At 71.7% G+C, this 21,357-nt stretch carries 13 protein-coding genes; 4 read left to right on the top strand and 9 right to left on the bottom strand.

What is annotated here, in order from left to right; all coding sequences use genetic code 11:
• The 3 genes from ACFXGJ_RS18145 to ACFXGJ_RS18135 form a co-directional block, all read left to right on the top strand.
• A partial coding sequence (locus tag ACFXGJ_RS18145; protein ID WP_378622745.1) for a thioesterase domain-containing protein occupies positions 1-1,119 on the top strand: 1,119 nt, incomplete at its 5' end.
• A gap of 72 nt (positions 1,120-1,191) precedes the next feature.
• Complete coding sequence (mshC, locus tag ACFXGJ_RS18140; protein ID WP_378622742.1) at positions 1,192-2,433, top strand: cysteine--1-D-myo-inosityl 2-amino-2-deoxy-alpha-D-glucopyranoside ligase; 1,242 nt, start codon at positions 1,192-1,194, stop codon at positions 2,431-2,433.
• Between the two features lie 44 nt (positions 2,434-2,477).
• Positions 2,478-2,891, top strand: a complete 414-nt coding sequence (locus tag ACFXGJ_RS18135) for a DUF1622 domain-containing protein (RefSeq protein WP_378622740.1) — start codon at positions 2,478-2,480, stop codon at positions 2,889-2,891.
• Here the strand turns inward: ACFXGJ_RS18135 and ACFXGJ_RS18130 are convergent.
• The 8 genes from ACFXGJ_RS18130 to ACFXGJ_RS18095 form a co-directional block, all read right to left on the bottom strand.
• Positions 2,888-4,093 (bottom strand): FAD-dependent monooxygenase, encoded by a 1,206-nt coding sequence (locus ACFXGJ_RS18130; RefSeq protein ID WP_378622737.1) that lies wholly within the window; start codon positions 4,091-4,093, stop codon positions 2,888-2,890. The two genes, ACFXGJ_RS18135 and ACFXGJ_RS18130, sit on opposite strands and share 4 nt — an antisense overlap.
• Positions 4,094-4,264: 171 nt before the next feature.
• Positions 4,265-4,915: a PadR family transcriptional regulator gene (locus ACFXGJ_RS18125; RefSeq protein ID WP_378622735.1), complete on the bottom strand. Its 651-nt coding sequence runs from the start codon at positions 4,913-4,915 to the stop codon at positions 4,265-4,267.
• A gap of 388 nt (positions 4,916-5,303) precedes the next feature.
• Complete coding sequence (locus tag ACFXGJ_RS18120) at positions 5,304-6,695, bottom strand: flavin-containing monooxygenase (protein ID WP_378622732.1); 1,392 nt, start codon at positions 6,693-6,695, stop codon at positions 5,304-5,306.
• A gap of 54 nt (positions 6,696-6,749) precedes the next feature.
• Positions 6,750-8,165, bottom strand: a complete 1,416-nt coding sequence (locus ACFXGJ_RS18115) for an FAD-binding oxidoreductase (protein WP_378622729.1) — start codon at positions 8,163-8,165, stop codon at positions 6,750-6,752.
• Between the two features lie 55 nt (positions 8,166-8,220).
• Complete coding sequence (locus tag ACFXGJ_RS18110; RefSeq protein ID WP_378622726.1) at positions 8,221-11,349, bottom strand: ATP-binding protein; 3,129 nt, start codon at positions 11,347-11,349, stop codon at positions 8,221-8,223.
• A gap of 49 nt (positions 11,350-11,398) precedes the next feature.
• Positions 11,399-15,574 (bottom strand): TIGR02680 family protein, encoded by a 4,176-nt coding sequence (locus ACFXGJ_RS18105; RefSeq protein ID WP_378622723.1) that lies wholly within the window; start codon positions 15,572-15,574, stop codon positions 11,399-11,401.
• A 19-nt stretch (positions 15,575-15,593) separates the two neighbouring features.
• Entirely contained in the window at positions 15,594-16,940 is a 1,347-nt protein-coding gene (locus ACFXGJ_RS18100) for a DUF2398 family protein (RefSeq protein ID WP_378622720.1), read from the bottom strand.
• Positions 16,937-18,448 (bottom strand): TIGR02677 family protein, encoded by a 1,512-nt coding sequence (locus tag ACFXGJ_RS18095; protein WP_378622717.1) that lies wholly within the window; start codon positions 18,446-18,448, stop codon positions 16,937-16,939. The genes ACFXGJ_RS18100 and ACFXGJ_RS18095 overlap by 4 nt, the downstream gene beginning before the upstream one ends.
• A gap of 155 nt (positions 18,449-18,603) precedes the next feature.
• On the opposite strand from ACFXGJ_RS18095, the gene ACFXGJ_RS18090 reads away from it, so the two are divergent.
• Positions 18,604-20,439, top strand: coding sequence for an acyl-CoA dehydrogenase (locus tag ACFXGJ_RS18090; RefSeq protein WP_378622714.1), 1,836 nt, complete (start codon positions 18,604-18,606; stop codon positions 20,437-20,439).
• Between the two features lie 70 nt (positions 20,440-20,509).
• On the opposite strand, the gene ACFXGJ_RS18085 is transcribed toward ACFXGJ_RS18090, so the two are convergent.
• Positions 20,510-21,217 (bottom strand): MspA family porin, encoded by a 708-nt coding sequence (locus ACFXGJ_RS18085; RefSeq protein ID WP_378622711.1) that lies wholly within the window; start codon positions 21,215-21,217, stop codon positions 20,510-20,512.
• Positions 21,218-21,357: the final 140 nt, after the last annotated feature.

Genomic DNA, 21,357 nt, shown 5'->3' with positions numbered 1-21,357 from the left:
GTGCTCGACCGAATTCCGTCCACCCCGACGGGCAAGCTCGATCGGGACGCGCTGCCGGTGCCGGAGTTCACGTCGGACGCGACCGCCTTCCGGGCTCCTGCCGGCCCGGTGGAGTCGGCGATCGCGGGCGCGTTCGCAGCCGTGCTGGGGGTGGAGCGGATCGGCGCCGACGACAGCTTCTTCGACCACGGCGGCAACTCGCTGCTGGCGACGCGCGTCGTGACCGAACTCCGCGAGCGGCTCGGGCGGGACGTCTCGCTGCCGATGCTCTTCCTGGATCCGACGCCGGCCGGGATGGCCGGGCGGATCGGCGAGACGGGCGCAGTCGCCGTCGAGGACGCCCTCCGGGTCGTGATTCCGCTGCGCGGCACCGGAACCGACCGCCCGCTGTTCTGTGTTCATCCCGGCATCGGGCTGTCGTGGGGATACACCGGGCTGGTTCGGTACCTCCCCGCCGAACGACCCGTGTTCGGCCTGCAGTTGCCCGCGATCACCGGCGGTCCGTCGTACGGATCCGTCGAGGAGCTCGCGTGTCGGTACGTCGACGAGATCCGCGCGATCGCCCCCCACGGCCCGTACGACCTGCTCGGTTGGTCGCTCGGCGGCGTCCTCGCGCACGCGATGGCCGTGGAGTTGCAGAGGCGAGGCGAGTCCGTCGCCACCCTGGCTGTCATGGACAGCTACCCGGACGACGGCTCGGACCCCCTGTTCGGACGGCTCGAGCTCGCCGACCTCTTGCGTGGTCTTGGGCTGGACGTCGGCGCGACCGGGCAGCACGTGGACCTGACCTACGACTCCGCGGCGCGCATCCTCGGGGAGTTCCTCGGTAGCGGGGGGATCACCGCGGCCCACCTCGAGCGGATCAACGACGGATACGCCAACTCGCGCCTGCTCGTGCACCGCTTCGTGCCCGGTGTGTTCGACGGCGACCTGCTGGTCTTCCCGGCGCAGCGCGGGCAGGACGGGGGCACCGACCGGTCGGCTCAGGAGTGGCGGCCGCTCGTCACCGGGGGTATCGACGAATGCCCGGTCGACTGCGGGCACAACGACATGATCGAGCCGTCGTCGCTGGCCGTGATCGGTCCCGCACTCGCCGCGCGCCTCGGGCGCCGTACCTGAGCGGCTGGTGTCGGCCGGTGCGAACCCGACGCCTGCGGGTCGCCGCTTCGGCGCTCGGATAGGCTCGGTGGCATGCAGTCCTGGTCCGAAGTAGCCGTTCCGTCCGTTCCCGGTCAGGGGCCGCCGTTGCGGCTGTTCGACACGGCGGATCGTCGGGTCCGGCCGGTGACGCCAGGCGAGACGGCCACCATGTACGTGTGCGGGATCACCCCGTACGACGCCACCCACCTCGGGCACGCCGCAACCTATCTCGCCTTCGATCTGGTGAACCGGCTCTTTCGCGACGCCGGGCACGCGGTGCACTACGTGCAGAACGTGACCGACGTCGACGACCCGCTGTTCGAGCGCGCGAACCGCGACGGCGAGGACTGGGTCGTCCTCGGCATGCGCGAGACCGCGCTCTTCCGCGAGGACATGGAGGCGCTGCGGGTGCTGCCCCCGCGCGACTACATCGGCGCGGTGGAGTCGGTGAACGAGGTCGTCGAGATGGTCGAGAAGCTGCTCGCCGCCGGGGCGGCGTACGTCGTGGACGACGCCGAGTACCCCGACGTCTACTTCCGCGCCGACGCCACCGAGCAGTTCGGCTACGAGTCCGGCTACGACCGCGAGACCATGGAGCGCTTCTTCGCCGAGCGCGGTGGGGATCCGGACCGGCCGGGCAAGCAGGACCGCCTGGACGCCCTGGTGTGGCGCGCGCAGCGGCCGGGCGAGCCGTCCTGGCCGTCGCCGTTCGGGGCCGGCAGGCCGGGCTGGCACATCGAGTGCTCCGCAATCGCGTTGAACCGCATCGGATCCGGGTTCGACGTGCAGGGCGGCGGCAGCGACCTGATCTTCCCGCACCACGAGTTCTCCGCCGCGCACGCGGAATCGATTGTGCTCGAGCGTCGTTTCGCGCGGCACTACGTGCACACCGGCATGATCGGCCTGGACGGCGAGAAGATGTCCAAGAGCCGCGGCAACCTGGTCTTCGTGTCGAAGCTGCGCGGCGAGGGCGTGGACCCGATGGCGATCCGTCTCGGCCTGCTCTCCGGGCACTACCGCACCGACCGGGCGTGGACCGGCGAGGTGCTCGCCACCGCCGAGCGACGTCTCGACCTGTGGCGTCGCGCGGCCGCGCGACCGACCGCGCAGTCGTCCGAGGACACCGTCGCCCGGCTGCGCCAGCACCTGGCCGACGACCTGGACACCGCGAAGGCGCTCGACGCGGTCGACGGCTGGGCCACCCGAGCGGTCGAGCACGGCGGTTCGGACGCGGCGGCGCCGGGACTGCTCGCGGACGCGGTGGACGCCCTGCTGGGTGTGTCGCTGCACTGACGGCCGCAGGCGAAACCTCCTTCGGAGTAGGAGTTCTCGGACGAATGGACACGAACAGTTTCTTCGAGTGGGCGACCCAGGCCTTCGAGGTGCTCGGCGTCGCGTCGATGGTCGTAGGGTTCGTGTTCGCGTTCGTGCTCGCCGCCCTGACGTGGAGGCGGACCTCCGACGGCGGACGGGCCTTCAGGACGTTGCGCGAGTCACTGGGCGGTGCGATCCTGCTCGGCCTCGAGCTCCTCGTCGCGGCGGACATCGTCAAGACCGTCACGTCCACGCCCTCGCTCACGGACGCGGCCGTTCTGGGGATGATCGTGCTCATCCGGACGGTGCTGAGCCTGTCGATCGAGGTGGAGATCGAGGGGGTCGCGCCCTGGCGGCGGGCGCTGACCACCGGGCCGCAGGTGCTTGCCCGTGCGGCCCGGCAGTCGGTGCGACCGGAACCCGGCGCGACGGACTAGGGAACCAGCGCGGGGGAGCGCACCGTCTGGTCCCAGTCGATGACGTAGCGCTGTTCGACGCCCATGGTCTTCTCCAGGTTCATGGTCCTGAACAGGATGGGAAGCAGCAGCGGCATGAGCCGCCGCCCCACGGGCCCCGGTGTCTTGGAGTGGTTGATCTTGGCGCCGCGCGCCGCGATCTTCTCCACCCGGGACCGCCGCAGCCCCTCGTACGCGGCGAACGCCGCCGCCGGGTCGGGCAGGTCACGCAGGCACCGGGCGAGCTGGATCGCGCTCTCGATCGCCAGCGAGGCGCCCTGACCGGTGCTGTTCGACGGCGCGTGCACGGCGTCGCCGACCAGCACCATCCGGCCGCGGTGCCAGTGCGGGACCGGCGGCATGATGTGCAACGCACCGACCACCTGCAGCGAGTCGGCGGTGGTGCGGTCGGCCAGCACGCCGCCGGGTCGGTCGCCGGAGTACGTCTCGCGCAGGGTGCGCAGCCAGTCCTCGGCGGGAATCTCCCGTGCCTGGCTGAGGGTCAGGTACTGCGGGGACGGCAGATTCGCGCCCCAGGCGACGCCGCCGCCGGGCAACGGCCAGTACAGGTAGTACGCGCGCCTGCCGAACGCGAAGGTCATGGTGCCCGGCTCGGTCTCGACGTCGACGTCGGCGATGCCGCCGAAGCCGAGCATCCCCGTGTAGCCCGCACCGGGCGCGTCCGGGTCGATCAGGGTGCGGACGGTGGAGCGGACCCCGTCGGCGCCGATCAGGACGTCCGCACTCGCGGAGGTGCCGTCGGCGAACCGGGCGGTGATGCCGTCGTCGGTGTCCTCGACGCCGACGAGCCGCTTGCCGTACTCGAAGCAGACTCCGGCCGCCACCGCGCGGTCGTGCAGGACGCGATGCAGGTCGCCGCGCTCGACCACCTGCAGCGGCGGCAGGTCCGCGAGGGCGGGCATGGTGCCGAGGCTGCGGCCCGCGACGGTCATCGCGGTGGCCGGAATGGGGGTCGCGATGGCGCGTACGCAATCGTCGATACCGATGATGCGAAGGGCGGCAAGGCCGTTCGGGGCAAGGGCGAGGGTGCCGCCGATTCCGTTCGACTCGACGGGGTACGCCTCGTAAACGGTGGCGTCGATGCCGGCCATCCGGAGGGCGGTAGCGGCGACGGGGCCGGCGATGCCACCGCCGATCACGAGGGCGGTTCTGACTGCGGACATGGTTCTACTCCTGTGTGGTGTGCCGCGACGGTCGTCGCGGGTCACCCGGCGGGAGCGGATCCGGCTATCCTTTGGTTGCCACCTCGTGGCCGGATTCGTCTCTCACCAGGCGTCGGTTCGAGGAAACGGTCCCGGCGGCGTGTTGCAGCACCCCGCCGGGGCCAGGTCTGATCACTGGTCCGGGAGCGACCCCCTCTCGGCGATCTCGGTCAGTTCTGGCGGGAGGTCGCCGGTCGCGTGCCACGCCTGCCAGGCGTCCAGATCGGGGTAGCTGCCCGAGGTGAGTTCGGCGAGCAACGCGCGCACCCACTGGGCCTCGGCCACCGTCATGGCGAGTCCGTACTCGTTCTCCGCCAGGAACAGTCGGGGGATCTCCCCGCCGTGCAGGGTGATTGTCGCCCGTTGCGTGCTGATCGACTGCTCGAGCCGGTCGAGCCTGGCCTGCAACAAGGTGATCGCCTCCGCGGGCGCCAGGGCGGCCAGCACGGACAGTCCGGCGGCGAACTTGGGGTGTTCCGGCAGGGGTGTGGAGATCAGCTCGCGCGCCCAGTCGATCAACTCCTCGCGGCCCGCCTCCGTGATCTGGTACACGGTGCGCTCGGGTCGCGCGCCCGCGCGGGTGACGCCGACCGACTCGAGGAATCCGTGCTTCTCCATGTTCTGGACAACGGTGTAGAGCGAACCCCACTTGATGTCCATGTCCTGGTCCTTGCCGCGCTCGCGCATGATCGACGCCATCTCGTAGCGGTGCATCGGCCGCTGGTAGACCGTGGACAGTACGGCCAGGGCCAGCAGGTTCGAGACCTTGCGCGGTTTCGCCACGATGACCCCTTCGTCGATTACTCGTCTACGAATATACGTAGACGAGTAACTGCCCGCAAGGGGGTTCCGGAACCGCCCCGTGGGTTCGCCTCGTCCCGGCTGTTGTTCGATGTCGGGTGTGGTGCAGATATCGGGAGCGGACTTCTCCGACGGGGCGTTGATCGAGTCTCTGCGGGCGCATCTGGACGACCTCGTGCCGACGGGTCCGGCCGAGAGTCGACCCGCGCTCGACGTGGACGCGTTGATGCGGCCCGGTGTCCGATTGTGGGTCGCCCGCACGCGCCGGACCCGAACAGTGTGTTCCTGACCGTGGAGGTGCGAGACGCGTAGACCGCGGATTCGTTGTGAGCGAGTCGGTGTGGCGGCGTCGCGGTCCCCTTGTCAGTGATCAGCGCGCGGCGCGGGCGCGGCGGGCACCGCGCCGGCGCTCCCGCTCGAGACTCCAGAGGTAGTGCTCGAAGTCGACCTCCATGGTGTGCCTCGGCGAGTTGTAGAACCGCCGCTTGGCGCGATCGTGCTCGGCCGTCATCTGGGACCGGATCTCGGCGGCCGGCGGCGGTAGGTACCGGCCGGCGAGCGTCTCTGCGATCCACGCGCTCTGCGCCTCGGCGAGCGGCATCACCGCGCCGAGCGGCTGCAGCAGCCCGACGAAGTACAGGCCGGGAAGATCCGGGTGCACCGTGCGTTTCCACAGTGGCAGGTCGTTCTCGGGGGCGGCGACCAGTTCCGGGTCGAAGAACGGAAAGCTCACCCGGTAGCCGGTGGCCCACACGACCAGGTCGGCGCGCGACCGGCTGCCGTCGGTGAAAACGACTGTGTCGCCGTCGAAATGGTTGATACCCGGTCTCGGGGTGATCGCTCCGGCCGCCAGCCGCGGCCGAATCTGCTCGGACTGAACCGGGTGCGCCTGGCCGGGGCGGTGCGTCGGCCGCGGTAGTCCGTAGCGGGTCAGGTCACCGGCCGTGAGGGCCGCGACGCGGAGCCCGGCGGAGATCGCCCAGCCCGGCACCCAGCCCGGCATCGCGACTCGGTCGGCGGGCTTGCCGAGCAGCATCTTGCGCATCACCCAGTGACTGCGCCGCACCGACAGCGTGGCGCTGCGCGCGACCTTGGACGCCTCGACCGAGATGTCGAGACCCGAGTTGCCCATCCCGACGACGACCACGTCGCGGCCGGCGAGCTGGTCGGCGTTGCGATAGTCGTGGGAGTGGATCTGCTCACCGGTGAACGTGCCGGGGTAGGCGGGCTCCGGCCAGCGCGGGTCCCAGTGGTGCCCGTTCGCCACCAGCACGGCGTCGTAGCTCCCAACGCGCTCGCCGGCAGGTCCGGTGGTACGCACCGACCACGTGCCGTCCGGGGCCTGCTCGACGCGCTCGACGGTGGTGCCGAAGGTGATGGTGTGCCGGAACCCGAAGTGCTCCACGTAGGACTCGAAGTAGTCGCGGACCTGGTCGTGCCGCGCGTATGGCGGATAGTCGGCGGGCATCGGGAAGTCCGAGAACGCCATCCGCGGGCAGGAGGTGTTGATCTCCAGTGTCTCGTAGCAGGCGGACACCCCGTTCGGGTTGTCGTAGACCCAGTTGCCGCCGATCACGCTTCCCCGTTCGAAGCAGTCGAACGGGATTCCGGCGGCGTGGAGCGCCTTGGCCGCGGCGATGCCCGACGATCCCGCGCCGATAACGCAGACGCGAGGCAGGGGCTCGAGGTCCGGAGCCGGAGCCGGAGCGCCAGCGGCCTGGGCGCTGGGCCGGGTGGTGACGGAGAACGGCATGACCGCCATGCTCGCACGAGATCCCGCCGCCGGCATGGGGATTGCGCGAGCCACCGGCCGCGGTCAGCCGGCCGCGGGCGCCGGTTCGATGTTCTGGTTGACGTGGAAGAAGTTGTCCGGGTCGTAGCGGCGTTTGACCTGCGCGAGCCGGTCGTAGTTGTCGCGGTACGCGGCGCGGACGCGACCGGTGCCCTCGTCCATCAGGAAGTTGACGTACGCCCCGCCCGCGGACGTCGGGTGCAGGTGTTCCCAGTAGTCCTTGGCCCAGTCGGTGATCGCCTCCGCATTGGCCGGGTCCGGGTCGACACCGACGATCACGCCCGCCCAGCCGCCGTCCCGGTAGGCGAACGCCGTCGCGTCGTCCGGGACCCGGGCCGCGGCACCGTCGATGGGGTACAGGTGCATGGTGGAGTGCCCGGTCGGCAGTCGCTCCCCGAACCGCTCGTGCACCTCGATGGCGGTGTCGGAGATCTCGTTGAAGAAGTCGGCCCGCCAATACCATTGCAGCCCGGCCGGATACAGGGCGTCGAACGCGCCCTGCAGCGCGTTGAACGGCATCGGTCCGACCCCGACCAGGAGCGGGGTGCCGTGTGTGCGAATCGGTTCGAGCGCGGCGTCGGCACCGTCGTGCGGGCCGGTGTAACACCACACGATGCCGCAGGCCTTGCGGCCCCAGATCTCCTCCGGGAACGGCGGGGCAGGCGGCACCGTCATCAGGCTGATCCATCCGCTGAGTTCCTCCGGCAGGGACGGCAGCAGTTCCCGGTACCACCGCATCACCTCGGCGGCGTCGGCGAGGTCGTAGAGCACCGGACCTGCGACGACGACGCCGTTCTCGCCGATGTCGTGACAGCGGAAGGTGAACGAGGTGACCACGCCGAAGTTGCCGCCTCCGCCGCGCAGCGCCCAGTACAGGTCGGGATTGGAGTGCTCGTCCGCCCGCACCAGGCTGCCGTCGGCCAGCACGACGTCGGCGCCGAGCAGATTGTCGACGGTCAGCCCGAACCGCCGGGACAGATAGCCGATGCCGCCGCCGAGGGTGAGTCCACCGACCCCGGTGGAGGAGAGGAAGCCCGACGGCGTCGCCATCCCGAAGGCGACCGTGGCGTGGTCGACGTCGGCCCAGGTGCAGCCGCCGTCGACGCGGACAGTGTGGTTGGCGGGGTCGACGGTGACGCTGTGCATCGCCGACAGGTCGATCACCAGGGCGCCGTCCCACACGCCGAGCCCGCCCGCATTGTGCCCGCCGCCGCGGATCGCGACCTCGAGGCCGTGTTCGTGAGCGAACCGCACGCAGGCCACCACGTCCGCGGCGTCGCGGCAGCGTGCGACGGCGGCGGGCCGGCGGTCGATCATCGCGTTGTAGACGGCGCGGGCCTGGCCGTAGCCGTCGTGGTCGGGGGTGATCAGGTCGCCGCGCAGAACGCCGGCGAGCGCCTCGAACGGCGCGGTGGCGGCGCGGGTCGGTGTGGTGGTCATGGCGAACCCTCCTTCGGGCGCGGCGCCCGACTGTCGAACGTCCGCACCGTCAACGCTAGGAACGCGGCGTTCGCGCAGCGTTCGGGCGCGGCGTTCGGGTCGAACCGGGCTGGGGAAACCCGCGGTCGGCCAGGTCGCACTCGCAGCGCCGCAGCAAGGCGACGGACCCGTGGGCTTCGGCCAACGCTGCGGCCGAGCGGAGTCCTTCGGCCGCGGCCGCAGGCTCGTCCGACGCGGCGCGCACCCGCATCACCTCGGGCAGCCACCACAGATCGCTGCGGGAGTGTGCGGCCACGAGCGCCGCGTCGAGCACGCCCCGGGCGGCGTCGGGGCGGCCGGCGCGCACCCACAGGTCCGCCAGCAGGGACAGCCAGTAGGGCATCCGGGCGAAGGCGCCCTCGGCCTTGAGGTTGTCGATGCCCGCGCGGGCCAGGTCCAGGCCGGACCCGCCCGGGCGCGACCAGCCGTCGAGGACGAGTCCCCATTCGCGGTAGTAGGCGAAGTCGTACCGGTCGCACAACCCGCGCAGCTCTTCGACGGTGGCGCGGAGCGCGGTCAGGTCCCCGCGAAGCTGGTGGGTGATGCCCGCGTAGGCGAGCGCGACCGCGAGGTTGTACGGGTGGTGGATGGTGCGGGCCAGGTCGACCGCGCGCCGGCAACTCGCCAGTGCTTGCTCGTCGCGGCCCACCAGCCAGTCGGCGTGCGCGGCCCAGGCGCTGCCGTGCACGTCGGGCCGGGTGCCGATCGTCCAGGTGTGCGTGCCGCCCGCGAGTTGCGCGGCAATCGCGAAGTGCCGCAATGCCTCCTCGGGTCTGCCGAGGCTGACGGCGGATCCGCCGTAGGCGAAGTGCGCCGAACTGCCCAGCTCGGAACCCGGGCGGACCTGCGAGAGCGCCCGGCTCGCCGCTCGGTGCGCGTCGGCGATCCGGCCCTGGACGAACCGGGACGCCCAGAGTCCGACGAGGGCGGTCAGTTCGGACTCCGGGCGGACGAGGCTCTCCGACAGTTCGAGCGAGCGTTCCAGGGTCTGCTCCAGTTCCTGCGAGGCGTACCCGTACCGGGCGTTGAGCGGTGCGGCCATCGACTCGAGCAGGTCGAGTTCCTGCCGGTCGCCCTCCTTGCCGTCGAGTCGGGTGCGCACGATCGACAGCGCCGCCCGGTGCAGCCGGATCGCCTCCTCGTGGGCGTAGCGTTCGGACGCGACGAGCGCGGCCCGGCGGTAGAAGACCACCGCACGGTCCGGTCGACCGCCGCGGTCGTACTGCTCGGCGAGCGCGGCCGAGACGGAGTCCGTGTCACCGGCGTGGAGCAACTCGAGTCCCTGCGCGAGTCGACGGTGCAGCAGCCATCGTTTCGGGGGACTGACCTGCGCGTACGCCGCGTCACGCAGCAGGTCGTGGGAGAAGTCGTAGCCGGTGCCGGTCTCCTGGACGATGCGGCGGCGCCACAGTTCGTCCACCGCCTGCACGACCTCTCCCGCGTCGAGGTCGCTGGCCTCGGTGAGCAGCTCGAGGGTGAAGTTCCGGCCCACCGCGGCGGCCAGTCCCGCGATTTCGCGGGCGAACGGACCGCACTGGTCGAGCCGTTGCCGCAGGACCGCGGTGAGGTCGCGGGCCGGCAGCGCGGGCTCGGCGGGGTTGGTCGAGGCCCGCACCGCCTCCACGACGTAGAGCGGGAATCCGCCGGTGGTCGACTGCAGCAGGAGGCGGTCCGCCGCACCGAACTCCCGCCCGGAGAGGGACTCGGCGAGTCGTGCGGTGTCGTCGATCTCCAACGGGGAGAGCGTGATGTCGGTGAGCAGGCCTGCGGTCCGCAGGCCGGTGGCCCACTGTTGTGCCTCGCCTGCGCCGCCCGACCAGTCGTCGCGCATGGTCCCGAGCACCAGCAGGGGAGCGTCCGGTACCAGCGCGAGGCAGTAGGCGAGGAATGCGAGCGTCTCCGGATCACACCACTGCAGGTTGTCGACGGTCAGCAGCGTCGGTCGGCCGCGTGCGGTCAGTGCGCGGGCGAGCCCCTCGAAGAACCGCTGCCGCTGCCAGGCGTCGGCGACGGCACCGGCACCGGCGCGCGTCGACGTGGTCGGACGGCGGTCGGCGGGCACCAGTCGGTTCACCTCGGCGGCCCAGAGCGGTTCGAGGGAGGCCGACTGCAGCGCCGGGTTCCGGAGCCAGTCCGCAACCGGTGCGAGGGCCAGTCGCCCCGACGTCCCGAAGCACTGTGTCCCCGCCACCGTCGCGCCCTGCGCCCGGACGAACTCGGCCGTCTCCGTGAGCAGCCGGGTCTTGCCCACTCCCGCTGCGCCGCGGATCAACGCGAGGCGGGGACCGTCGGTCGTGCAGGCGTTCCACAGCGCCCGGAGCGCGGCGAGTTCCCGGGACCGTCCCACAAGGGCGGCCGCGGCGTGCCCGGCACGCACGTCGCCCGGTCCGCGCACCGGCACCGCGGGGGAGCCGGACGAGAGCACCCGCTTCAGGGTCGCGCGGGTTGCCGGGTCGGGGCCGACCCCGAGCTCGCGCTCGAGGACGGTCGCGCAGCGGTGGTAGGTGCTGACTGCGCCGCCCCGATCGCCGAGGTCGGCCTGCAGGTCCATCAGAGTGCGGTAGCCGGATTCCTCCAACGGTCGCAATGCAATTCGACGTCGGATCGCAGTAGTCGCTGCCACCCCGTCGCCGCGGCGCCTGCGGTGGCGGCAGACCAGGTCGCACAGGTCGACGCAGCGCTGCTCGAGGTCGGTGCGCAGGTCGAGGACCCAGTCCTCGTACAGCCCGGGCAGCAGCGGTCCCCGATAGGCGGCGAGGGCGCGGTCCGCGTGCTCGAGCGCCGCGGCCTCGTCTCCGCCCGCCTCCGCCGCGAACGCCGCGATCCGTTCGCTGTCGAATGTGCGCACGTCGACGAGGCAGGTCGGACTGTCCTGCCAGCACAGATCCTGCGGGCTGACGAGCAGGGCGTCGTCGTCGCCGAGGACCCGGCGGAGGTGGTGCAACTCGCGGCGCAGGTTCGTCAGCGCCTGGCCGTCCGCCGAGTCCGGCCAGAACACGGCGGCGAGGCGCGGACGTGCCTGCGGGGCCCCCGCGTGGACGGCCAGGTACGCGAGCAGCGCAAGGGTGCGCGGCGACCGGACCGGTTCGGTGCCGGTCGCGTCGTCGGTGATCGCCTGTTCTCCCAACAGGGAGACGTGCAGCATCGTCGCGCGGCCTCCTGGGAATTGAGGCTAGTCCCAGCCGGCCGTCAGCTCACACCTCCGCGAAGTCCAGACCGCCCTCGGCGGGCGCGAACACGCGGCGGCGCAACGGCGAGCCGAGCGCCTGCGCGAGGTCCGACCCGTCGTGCTCCTGCAGCAGCACCCCCTCGTCCCACACCATCAGCGCCGCGCTGACCGACTGCTCGGCGGTCGAGTGGGAGAGATCGTAGTGGGCGCAGCCGGGAACCCCCGCGTAGGTCACCCACAGGTCGTAACCGGTCATGAACAGGTCCAGGTCGAACTGCACGCTCAGCCCGAGCAATTCGCTGCGGCCGTTGTCGTCGACGCCGGCGAAAGCCTCGTCCAGGCCGAGCAGGCGCGGGGCGTGCGGATCTGCCGAGGACAGCATGACGTGCGCGGCCGCGAACAGCGGAAGGTGCAGCGAGACGGACTGTTCGCCGCCGGAGAGGGCGCCGTGCCGGGCGACGGTGAGCCGGTCCTCGCTGCCGTCGCCGCCGATCAAGGTGAACGAGAACACCCGCCAGCGGCGGTAGTCCAGCGCCGCCGACAGGATCTCCGGGTACGCCCGCTCGGGATGAGCGGCCCTCGCGGCCCTGATCTGTGCCGCGAAATGAGCTCGCATGGTGGACAACTCGTCGGATCCGAGGCCGGTGGCGTCCCGGTCGAGCAGCTTGGACACCGCGCGCGTGCCCTCGTCCAGGTTGTCCGCCAGCACCCAGTGCACGCCGATGGTGCTGCCCGAGGACATCCGTCGTTCGCGCATCTCGGCGCCCATCTGGGCGATGAGGTCACGCGCGTCGACGGTGCGTTCGTGGATCTGCTGGGCCAGCCCGGTCAGCAGCGCGTCCTCGAGGATCCGTCGCTCCGACTCGGTGAGCAGCAGCTCCTGGTCCCCACGGGCCGCACCGACCCGGGCCGCGAACTCGCCGACCGAGGAGAACCCGGTGTCGTCCTGGACCCGGACGGTGGTCAGGCCGTCCGGCGCGTCCCAGTGCAGCCGGTAGTCCTGTCCGGCCGCTGCGAGCTGCGCGTCGAAGTCCTGCAGCGCCGACGTCAGCGCGGTCCGTGCCGACTTCCCGGCGTTCTCACTGGTCTTGACGGACTCGGTGGCCGCGGCGAGGGCCCGGTACAGCGCATCCACCTCGGCCGGGAGCACCGGGGTCCGGTCCTGCGACTCCTCGTCACGGATCCGGTACACGAGCTGGTCCGGGCTCAGCCAGGCGGCCGTGCTGGCCGGCCACGAGTGCGCCTCGGTCACCCCGAGCAGTTCGAGCAGGTCCTTCTGGGCGTACGGCGCCAACCGGTCGGCGTCGGCTCGGGCCTCGGTCAACGCGCTGCGCAGGGCCTCCACCGCCGCGTTGCAGGCGCCCTCGGCCTTGCCGATCTGCTCCACGGCGGTGTCGTACGCCTTGCGCGCCGCGCGTTGCTCGGCGGCCGCGGCCTCGATCTTCGCCCGCACCCGATCGAGGTCCGCGTCGATCTGGTCGGCGCCGGCACCGAGGGCCTCCCGCAGGGTGTCGAGCCGCTGGAGCTGCTGCGCCAGCTTCTCCTGCGCGAGCGCGACCTCCTCGGCGAACTCCTCGGCGACTGCCCGGGCCTCGCTGTGGCGGTCGTCGGCCTCGCGCCGGTGCTCGAGCTCCTTGTCCTGATCCCGCAGGCACCGCAGCACCAGGTCGCCCTGCTTGTCGAAATGCCGGATCGCGGCGGCGAGCGAGTCCAGTTCCCGGGCCTGGTGCGGGGCGCGGTGGGCGACCGCGGTGGTGCGGAGCTTCCGCTCCTTGGCGCCGTGATCGGCGACGGCCTGGTCGAGTTCGCGCTGGGTGGCGGCGGCGGCCTCCGACCGGGTGCGCAACGCGCCCGCCGACTCCGCGACGGACCGCAGCGCGGCCAGGACCGCGGTGGCGCGGGGCAGGGCCTGCGCGGCCGCGGCGAGCGCGCTCAGCAGTTCGCCCGCGTCTCGCTGCGCGGCCTGGGCGGAGGCGGCGGCGGCGTGCGCCTCGGCGACGGCCGCGTCGAGTTCGGCGATCCGTTGCGCCCGGCGCCGGGCGCGGGCGGTGGCGCCGATGTACTCGGCGTCGGGCTTTCTGTGACGGCCGTGCTGGACGCCCTGCCGGAACCGGCCGTCGACGGAGACGCCGGCGCCCGGGCCGTCCGGGGTCGAATCCCGGTGCAGCGCAATCGAGGCCAGCAGCGCGGTGACCCGGTCCTCGGGAACGCCGGCGTCGGACTCGGCGACCAGGACGTCGGCCAGCGTCGGACCGGACGGACGCGCTGCGGCGGGCAGGGCGGTGAGGAACTGCTCGGAGTCCGCCTCGGGGACGGCGCCCGCGCCGCCGAAGACCCAGCCGTCCAACAGGTTCGCGGCCTGCAGCGCGGACTCGACGCCGGCCGCCTCCGTGGCGGACACCCCGTCGGCGAACCGGACCAGGCGCCACAGCGGGGCCCCGTCGAGTTCGGCCCTGGACCCCGTGCGGGCCGCGAAGGCAGGCGGGGCGTCGTCGCGTTCGGCGGCGACCGCGGCCCGGTCGGCGGTGAGCTCGACGGCCGTCGCCGCGGCCTGGTCGGCCTCGATCGCGGCCTCGCGGCGGCGGGCGCGCACCCGCTCGGTCCCGTCCTCGGCGTGCTGGGCCAGCAGCGCGGCGAACCCGGGGTGTTCGTCGTCGCCGATCTCGGCGACCGACTCGTGCAGCGCGACGAACAGGTCGCTGCGCACGCCGATCGACGAGTACATGGCGGAATGCTTGGTCCACCAGGTGCGGACCGCCGTCGCGCAGTCCTTCCGGGCGAGCGCGGCCTCGGCCTCGGACTCCTTGAGGGCGGCGGTCGCGGTGTCGAGCAGCTCGCGGCCGCGGTCCGCGGCACGCTCGGCTCGGACCCGCTCGGTGGCCGCCTTCTCGACCGTGGTCAGTGCCGCCCGGACGATGCGCACGTCGCCGTCGCGTTCCTCGGCGTGCCCGCGGACCGCGGTCGTGATCTGGTCGCCTCGGGCGCCGTCCGGCAGCGGTGTCCACACGATCCCGGCGTCCTCGGCGGCGGCCTGCAGTTCGTCCTCGGCCCGGGCCAGGGCCTCCACCGACCGGGTCACCTTGGCCGCCGACTGCGCGGCTTCCTCGGCGCGCTGCGACAGGCTGGCCTGGGCCCGGCGCGCCTTGTCGGCCTGCTGCTCGGTGGACTTCTCGAGCTCGGAGACCGCGGCGGCGAGGTCGTCGAGCTGCTGCTTGCCCTCGTAGGCGCTCGATCGCTGCAGGGCGTCTTCCTCGGCCTTGCACAGCTCGAAATCGCGTTCGGCGCCTTCGTACCTTTCCTGCGCCGCACCCCGTTCCTGCTGCCGGTGGGTCTGGAGCTGTGAGGTCTCGGTCAGGGCGGTGACGGCGCCGGCCACGGCCTCGAGCCGGCGCGCGACCTGTTCGACGTCGGTGCGCGCCTGCTGCCGGAGGTACTTGGTGTACACGCCGACGAAGCCCTGCGCGGCCTGGTCGGCCGCGGCCAGGCCCTCGAGCGCCCGGCCGACCTCCTCCATGTCGCTGAACGAACGGGCCGCCTCGAGCACCAACTGCTCGTCGAGCGGGCGCAGTCCGTCGGTGAGGGCCTGCGAGAGGCCCTTCGGGTCGAGGTTCTTGGCCAGCTGCGGCCGCCGCAGGGTGAGGATGAGGTTGATCAGCTGGTCGTACCGCTGGGCGCCGAGGCCGAACAGCCGGGCGTCGATCGCGGCACGGTAGTCCACGGCGCGGTCGGTGATCGCGTCGCCGCCGATCTCCTCGGCGAGCTGCCGCTTGGTCAGCGGCTGGTCGCCCCCGCCGAGCAGCGAGAAGTCGACGCCGACCCGCCCGTCCGCGACGAAGTGCCAGCGGGTGACCTTGTCGTTCTGCCGGGTCGCTCGCATCCCGATGCCCACGGTGACGGCCTCCGGGTCCTCCTGCGAACCGCGCGCGAACTCCATCCAGACGTAGGAGTGGGCGCTGTCGTCGCCCCGGTAGAGCAGGTTGGACTTCATCGTCCGTTCCTCGCCCGCGAACGGATTGAGCCGGCGGGGCTCGATGCGTCCGTCGAGGACGAACGGGAAGAGCACCTCGAGCGCCTTGGTCTTGCCCGACCCGTTCGGGCCGCGCAGCACCAGCCGGCCGTCGGCGAAGGAGAACTCCTGGTCGCGGTAGTCCCAGAGGTTGATGATCCCGGCCCGGGTGGGACGAAAGCGCGCGCTAGCCATGCGATCTGCCTCTACTTCTCTAGTGGTCGCTCGGGACGGGCTCGGTGAACAGCTCGGGTTGCGGGGTGCGGTCGCGAACGGTGACGACGACGTCCCGGTACCGGGCCAGCGCGGGCAGCACCAGCACACCGCCGACCGTTCCGCGCACCAACCGCAGCTGGTCGAGCAGCCCGACCGCCCGGGCGCGCAGGCCGGCCTGATCGGCCTGCCACTGCGCGGCGAAGGTCTTGCCGAACCGGCGGACGAGATCGGCCACCGCGTCGTCGAGCCAGCTGTCCTCGACGAGGGGGAAGGTCGCGTCGGGGCGGAGATCCGGTTCGGTCGTGGGGACCTCCGGCCGCTCGGCGAGATCGCCGAAGACGCCGGCCTCGGGCAGTGCCGCATCGAGGTCGTCGACGAGTTCGGTGTCGCGGTGGTCCGGCATGGGAAGCCGGATCAGGTCGGGGGCGTCCGGATCGAGCACCCGGTCCGCGATCTCGCCGGCCAGCAGCAGGGCCACCTGGGCGATCGTTCCGGTGCTCGGGAACCGCACGTCCGACATCCGCCCGGACACGTCGATCAGGGCGACTCCCTCCGCGCGCCGCTCGGCGACGAGCCCGGTGAGCAGTTCCACGTCGGCGGTCGTGCGGGGCAGGGCGAGCTGGAGCCGCTCCGCGTCGTCGAGTTCGTCGGCGTACACGACAGGACGCTCCACCAGGGCGCGCCGGATGCGGCGCCCGGTCTCGCGCAGGTCCGGCTCGCCGTCCCGGACGGCCATCAGTCCGCGCACGGACGTCAGATGCTGCAGCGCGCGCGGCGGCCGGAACAGCGCCACCACGACGGAGCGGTCGATGTCGTAGAGCGCCTCGCCCGCTTCGGGATTGGTGGCCCAGCTGCCGGCGTCGCCGTCGGCGAGGCTGATCGCGCCGCGGGCGGCGAGCCAGCCGACCGCGTCGACGAACGCGTCCCGGTCGGCGGCGCGCTCGGTGGCCAGGTCGATGCCGCCCACCTGCCCCGCCTCGGCCGAGACGTGGTCGGCCAGCTCGGAGAGGGTGATCTGCTTACCCGCCCGGCCGAGCGCCGCCAGCGCCAGCGCGAGATAGGCGTAGCGGTGGCGGTCGAAGGGTCGGTCGGAGCCGGTACGGGCGGGAGCGGTCGGGTCCAGCCGGTCGACGACGGTGAACAGTCGTGCCGTCGTCTCGGTGACCTCGAGCCGATAGCCGAACAGCTCGAGCAGGTCCTCGCGCAGTTCGGTGGCCCACCGGCGCAGCAGCGGCAGCGCCGCCGCGTCCGGGTACGACACGGTGACAAGGTGATTGGACAGGATCACCCGGGCGGCACGCTGGTAGGAGTCGAGCGCCAGCGGCGCGATCTCGCGGGCCCTCACTGCACACTCAGCTTGAGTCGATCCAGGTGCAGGCGACCACGGGAGGTCTGCACGGTCGTGGACGTCTCGTGCTGTGAGAGCGTCAACCGGACGCCGTTCTCGGACCCGGTGGAACTGCGGACGCTGCCGCTGACCGTGACGCGTGCGGTGAGCGCGGCGTTGAGCAGGCTGAGCAGCACCTCCGTCTCCTCCTCGTCCAGGGTTCGGTCGTAGGCGCCGCCGGCGGCCAGCGAGGACGCGGCGGCGGCACGGGCGCGTTGGGCGGCGAGTTGTCGCTCCCTCAGCCTGCGGATGCTGGCGTCGTTGCGTTGCACCCGCCCGGGTAGGCCGGGGGAGGCCGGGCGCCCCGTCTCGGCGAGGGTGCGGGAGATCTCCACCGGCGGCGCCTCCCACCACGACCTCGAGTCCGGGATCAGGTCCGCATCCGGGTGCACCGTGGACAGGTGCCGGGGCCGGCCCAGGTCGAAGACCGCCTGGAACAGGGCGTGCGCGGCGTCCTCGGTGGGCGCCGCGGCGAACCAGCCCGCGAGGTGCCGCAACTGGCTCTCCCGGCTCACCCCGCCCCGGCGCGTCTCGGTGACCCGGCGCAGCAGGGTCAGCACCGCCGCGATGGCGTTCATGGTGCCCTCGCGCAGGCGATCGGACTCGCTGACCTCCGACTCGACGGCGGTGAACCACTGGGTGAGCCCGGCCCAGCGCGCCGCCCAGTCTCGCTCGCGCTCGTCGATCGGGAGCATCACCCGCTCGTCGCTCGCCGCGGCCCGCGCGATCAGCCGCTCGACGCCCGTCGCCTCCACCCCGGTGATGGCCTCGGCCAGCTTCGGTGCGTACCGGGCCAGGTCGGAGCTGAACTCGCGCATGTGGGTGAGCAGGGCGTCCTTGTGCGACAGGAACGACTCCGGGGTGATCTCGGTGGTGCGTACCAGCTCACCGAGCGTGAGGTAGAACTGTGCCGCGCGCGAGGCCAGGTCCGTCAGGGTGTCGTCGAGTCGGCGCAGCTTGCGGTAGATGAGGTCGCCGTCCGCGGCCCGGTTCGCCGCCGCGAGTTCGACCAGGTCGGCGAGCAGGTCGGGCAGCGCCAACCGTGACAGGGACACCTCGTCGAGGCGCGCGCCGAGCACGTCCTCCACGGCACGGAAAGCCTGGTAGCCGACCTGGCTGAACTGATACACGAAATGTCGATTGCGGTACTCGGCGAGCGTCGCCACCCGGCTGCCGTCGTAGCTGCGCTCGAGCACACCCCACAGATGCAGTTGTTCGAGCAGCGGGGTGATCTCGTTCGGTGCGAGGCGTCCGGCCGGCTGGTCCGGCGCGAGCCGGACGAGGGTCTCGGCCACCTCACCGGCGCGCAGCAGCACCACGTAGTTGGCGCGCGCCTGGTCGAACGCCCGCAGCACCCACAGGTAGTCGGCCCGCTTCTCGGCGGTCGCGAACGCGAAGAGCCGGAGCCGGTCGTCGCGCGCGAACGCGTCGCGGGCAGCGTCGTGGTCGGGACCGGAATCACTCACCGTGACAGGGTAGGGGAGCGAAACCGGTCCCGGACCGAGCGGGCTGGTCGGCGTGTTCGGCCGGGCCGTTCGTCGGCGTCCCTACCTACGGTTGCGTACGCATTCCAGGGCGGGCAGGCTCCAGTTCGGCATCGTCCACCAGCGGAGGTAGCGGCATGGGTCACTACAAGAGCAATGTGCGCGACATCGAGTTCAACATGTTCGAGGTGCTCGGAATCGGGAACCTCCTCGACAGCGGGGCATACGGTGACCTCGACTCCGGGACCGTGCGCGAGATCCTCGCGGAGGTCGCGAGGCTGGCGGAGGGGCCGGTGGCGGACTCGTTCGTGGACGCCGACCGCCACCCAGTCGAGTTCGACGCCGTGAACCACGCCGTCGTCGTCCCCGACGCGCTGCGCAGGACGGTCGAGGCGGTGAACGAGGCGGGATGGTCGCGACTCGGACTGCCCGAGGGGATGGGCGGTGTTCCGGCTCCCGCGCCGCTGGTCTGGGCGATCGGCGAGATGATGGTCGCGGCGAACGGCTCCGCGAGCTTCTTCAACATGGGGCCGCTGATGGCCAGCGTGCTGTACACGGTGGGCACCGAGCAGCAGCAGCACTGGGCGAAGGCCGGATTCGAGCGTGGTTGGGCGGGCACGATGGTCCTGACCGAACCGGACGCGGGTTCCGATGTGGGCGCGGGCCGTACCCGTGCCGTGGCGCAGACCGACGGCACCTGGCACATCGAGGGAGTCAAGCGGTTCATCTCGGGCGGCGACGTCGGCGACACCGCGGAGAACCTCTTCCACCTCGTGTTGGCGCGTCCGGAGGGCGCTGGTCCCGGCACCAAGGGCTTGAGCCTGTTCTACGTGCCGAAGTACCTGTTCGACCCGGATACCCTCGAGCTCGGCGAGCGGAACGGGGTGTACGTGACCGGCGTCGAACACAAGATGGGCATCAAGTCGTCGCCGACGTGCGAGCTCACCTTCGGCGCCACCGACGTGCCCGCGGTCGGGTGGCTGGTCGGGGACGTCCACGACGGCATCGCCCAGATGTTCCAGGTGATCGAGAACGCCCGAATGATGGTGGGCACCAAGGCCACCGGAACCCTGTCCACCGGATACCTGAACGCGTTGGCGTACGCCAAGGAACGGGTGCAGGGTGCCGACCTGACGGCGATGGCGGACAAGGCCGCGCCGCGGGTCACCATCACCCATCACCCCGACGTGCGGCGAAGCCTGGTGCGGCAGAAGGCGTATGCGGAGGGGCTGCGGGCGGTCTACCTCTACACCGCCGCACACCAGAACCCGGACGTGGCGGCGTTGGTCTCCGGCGCGGACGCCGAGCTGGCGGCTCGGGTCAACGACCTGCTGCTGCCGGTCGTCAAGGGCGTCGGCTCCGAGCGGGCCTACGAGCTTCTCGCCGAGAGCCTGCAGACCCTCGGCGGCTCGGGGTACCTGCAGGACTATCCGATCGAGCAGTACATCCGGGACGCCAAGATCGACACGCTGTACGAGGGCACCACGGCAATTCAGGCGCAGGACTTCTTCTTTCGGAAGATCGCCCGCGACCGAGGGGTTGCGCTCGCGCACCTGGCGGCGCAGATCCAGGCGTTCGTCGACGCGTCCGACGGCAACGGCCGGCTCAAGACCGAGCGAGCACTGCTCGGGTCCGCGCTGACGGACGTGCAGGCGATGGCGGCAACGCTGACCGGCTATCTCATCGCCGCCCAGCAACAGCCCGCCGAGTTGTACAAGGTGGGGCTGGGGTCGGTCCGCTTCCTCTACGCGGTGGGGGACCTGTTGATCGGATGGCGACTGCTGGTCCAGGCAGAGATCGCGCAGGCGGCCCTGGACGCCGGCGCACAAGCCAAGGACGAGCCGTTCTATCGGGGCAAGCTCATGGCCGCATCGTTCTTCGCCAAGAACGTGCTGCCGTTGCTGGCCTCGGTGCGGGTGGTCCTCGACTCCATCGACGTCGACCTGATGGACTTCGACGAATCGGCGTTCTGACCGCCCTCGGCCCGAACGAGACCCGGACCGGATCGCGCCTGTGACGCGGTCCGGTCCGGACGTTCGAGATCTACAGCGGGACCGGTGCGCCGTAGGTCATCACGATGTCGCCGGCGTCGGTCTCGGCCCGTGCGTACGGCCGGATGGTCACCTGGCCGATCGCGCCGGCCACGCTGCCGTGCACCCCTGCGATTCGGATCCGTGTCCCGGGCCCGTCGAAGGCCTTGTCCTTGACGATGGGCACGTCGGTGATGCCTCCGGGCTGCAGGTCGAAGGTGAAGTTCTGCCGGGGGATGAAGTCGCCCAGCAGTTCGGCGCGGTTGTTGGCGTTGAGGGCGAGCGTGGGCGGGAGGCCGGCGCCGAAGCCGACGAGGGCGTTGTCGCTGTGTTCGAGCTCGAAGCCGAGGCCCGGGGTGTTGAGCTGGATGGTCGCGCCGGTGATGGCGATCGGGTAGCCCAGCTGGTAGCCGAAGGTGAGTTTGGTGCCCTTGGCGTCGGCCGCGTGGGGGCCGGTGATCTGGACCTCCGCGTAGCCGTTGTGGAAGAACTCGCGGCTCAGCGGCGAGCTGTCGAGCGGCGGCACCGCGTTGATCGAGGTGTCGCCCTGGGAGACCTCGACCCGGTCGCCGCCGGCGTCGACGAGGCTGTTGGCGTTGTCCACGCCCGCGGCGGCAGGTCCGGTGCCCAGCGTCATTCCGACCGCCACTGCGCCGACGACGGCCAGGGTGCGGCTGGTGTTGACCGCGCGAACCCGACGTCGGTGCCGAATCTCCGCCATAAATTCCTCGATCCGTTCCGTAGACGTCCCCATTGCGCACCGGCCCTCGAGTGCTTCGACGATCGATTCTCGATCACGTTCGGGCGCCAGTTGTCGGCAGCGCGTGTGCGGGAACCGGAATCGCCCACCGCCACTGGCGC

Origin of the sequence: Rhodococcus sp. NPDC059234 (assembly GCF_042754225.1) — a bacterium.
Classification (GTDB): domain Bacteria; phylum Actinomycetota; class Actinomycetes; order Mycobacteriales; family Mycobacteriaceae; genus Rhodococcus_G.
This window is presented reverse-complemented; position numbering and strand designations above follow the sequence as displayed.

Bases quoted from the DNA above. Each gene is read 5' to 3' on its own strand.
- mshC (WP_378622742.1), top strand. From the start codon at position 1,192: ATGCAGTCCTGGTCCGAAGTAGCCGTTCCGTCCGTTCCCGGTCAGGGG.
- ACFXGJ_RS18085 (WP_378622711.1), bottom strand. From the start codon at position 21,217: ATGGCGGAGATTCGGCACCGACGTCGGGTTCGCGCGGTCAACACCAGC.
- ACFXGJ_RS18110 (WP_378622726.1), bottom strand. From the start codon at position 11,349: ATGCTGCACGTCTCCCTGTTGGGAGAACAGGCGATCACCGACGACGCG.
- ACFXGJ_RS18105 (WP_378622723.1), bottom strand. From the start codon at position 15,574: ATGGCTAGCGCGCGCTTTCGTCCCACCCGGGCCGGGATCATCAACCTC.
- ACFXGJ_RS18120 (WP_378622732.1), bottom strand. From the start codon at position 6,695: ATGGCGGTCATGCCGTTCTCCGTCACCACCCGGCCCAGCGCCCAGGCC.
- ACFXGJ_RS18115 (WP_378622729.1), bottom strand. From the start codon at position 8,165: ATGACCACCACACCGACCCGCGCCGCCACCGCGCCGTTCGAGGCGCTC.
- ACFXGJ_RS18135 (WP_378622740.1), top strand. From the start codon at position 2,478: ATGGACACGAACAGTTTCTTCGAGTGGGCGACCCAGGCCTTCGAGGTG.
- ACFXGJ_RS18130 (WP_378622737.1), bottom strand. From the start codon at position 4,093: ATGTCCGCAGTCAGAACCGCCCTCGTGATCGGCGGTGGCATCGCCGGC.
- ACFXGJ_RS18090 (WP_378622714.1), top strand. From the start codon at position 18,604: ATGGGTCACTACAAGAGCAATGTGCGCGACATCGAGTTCAACATGTTC.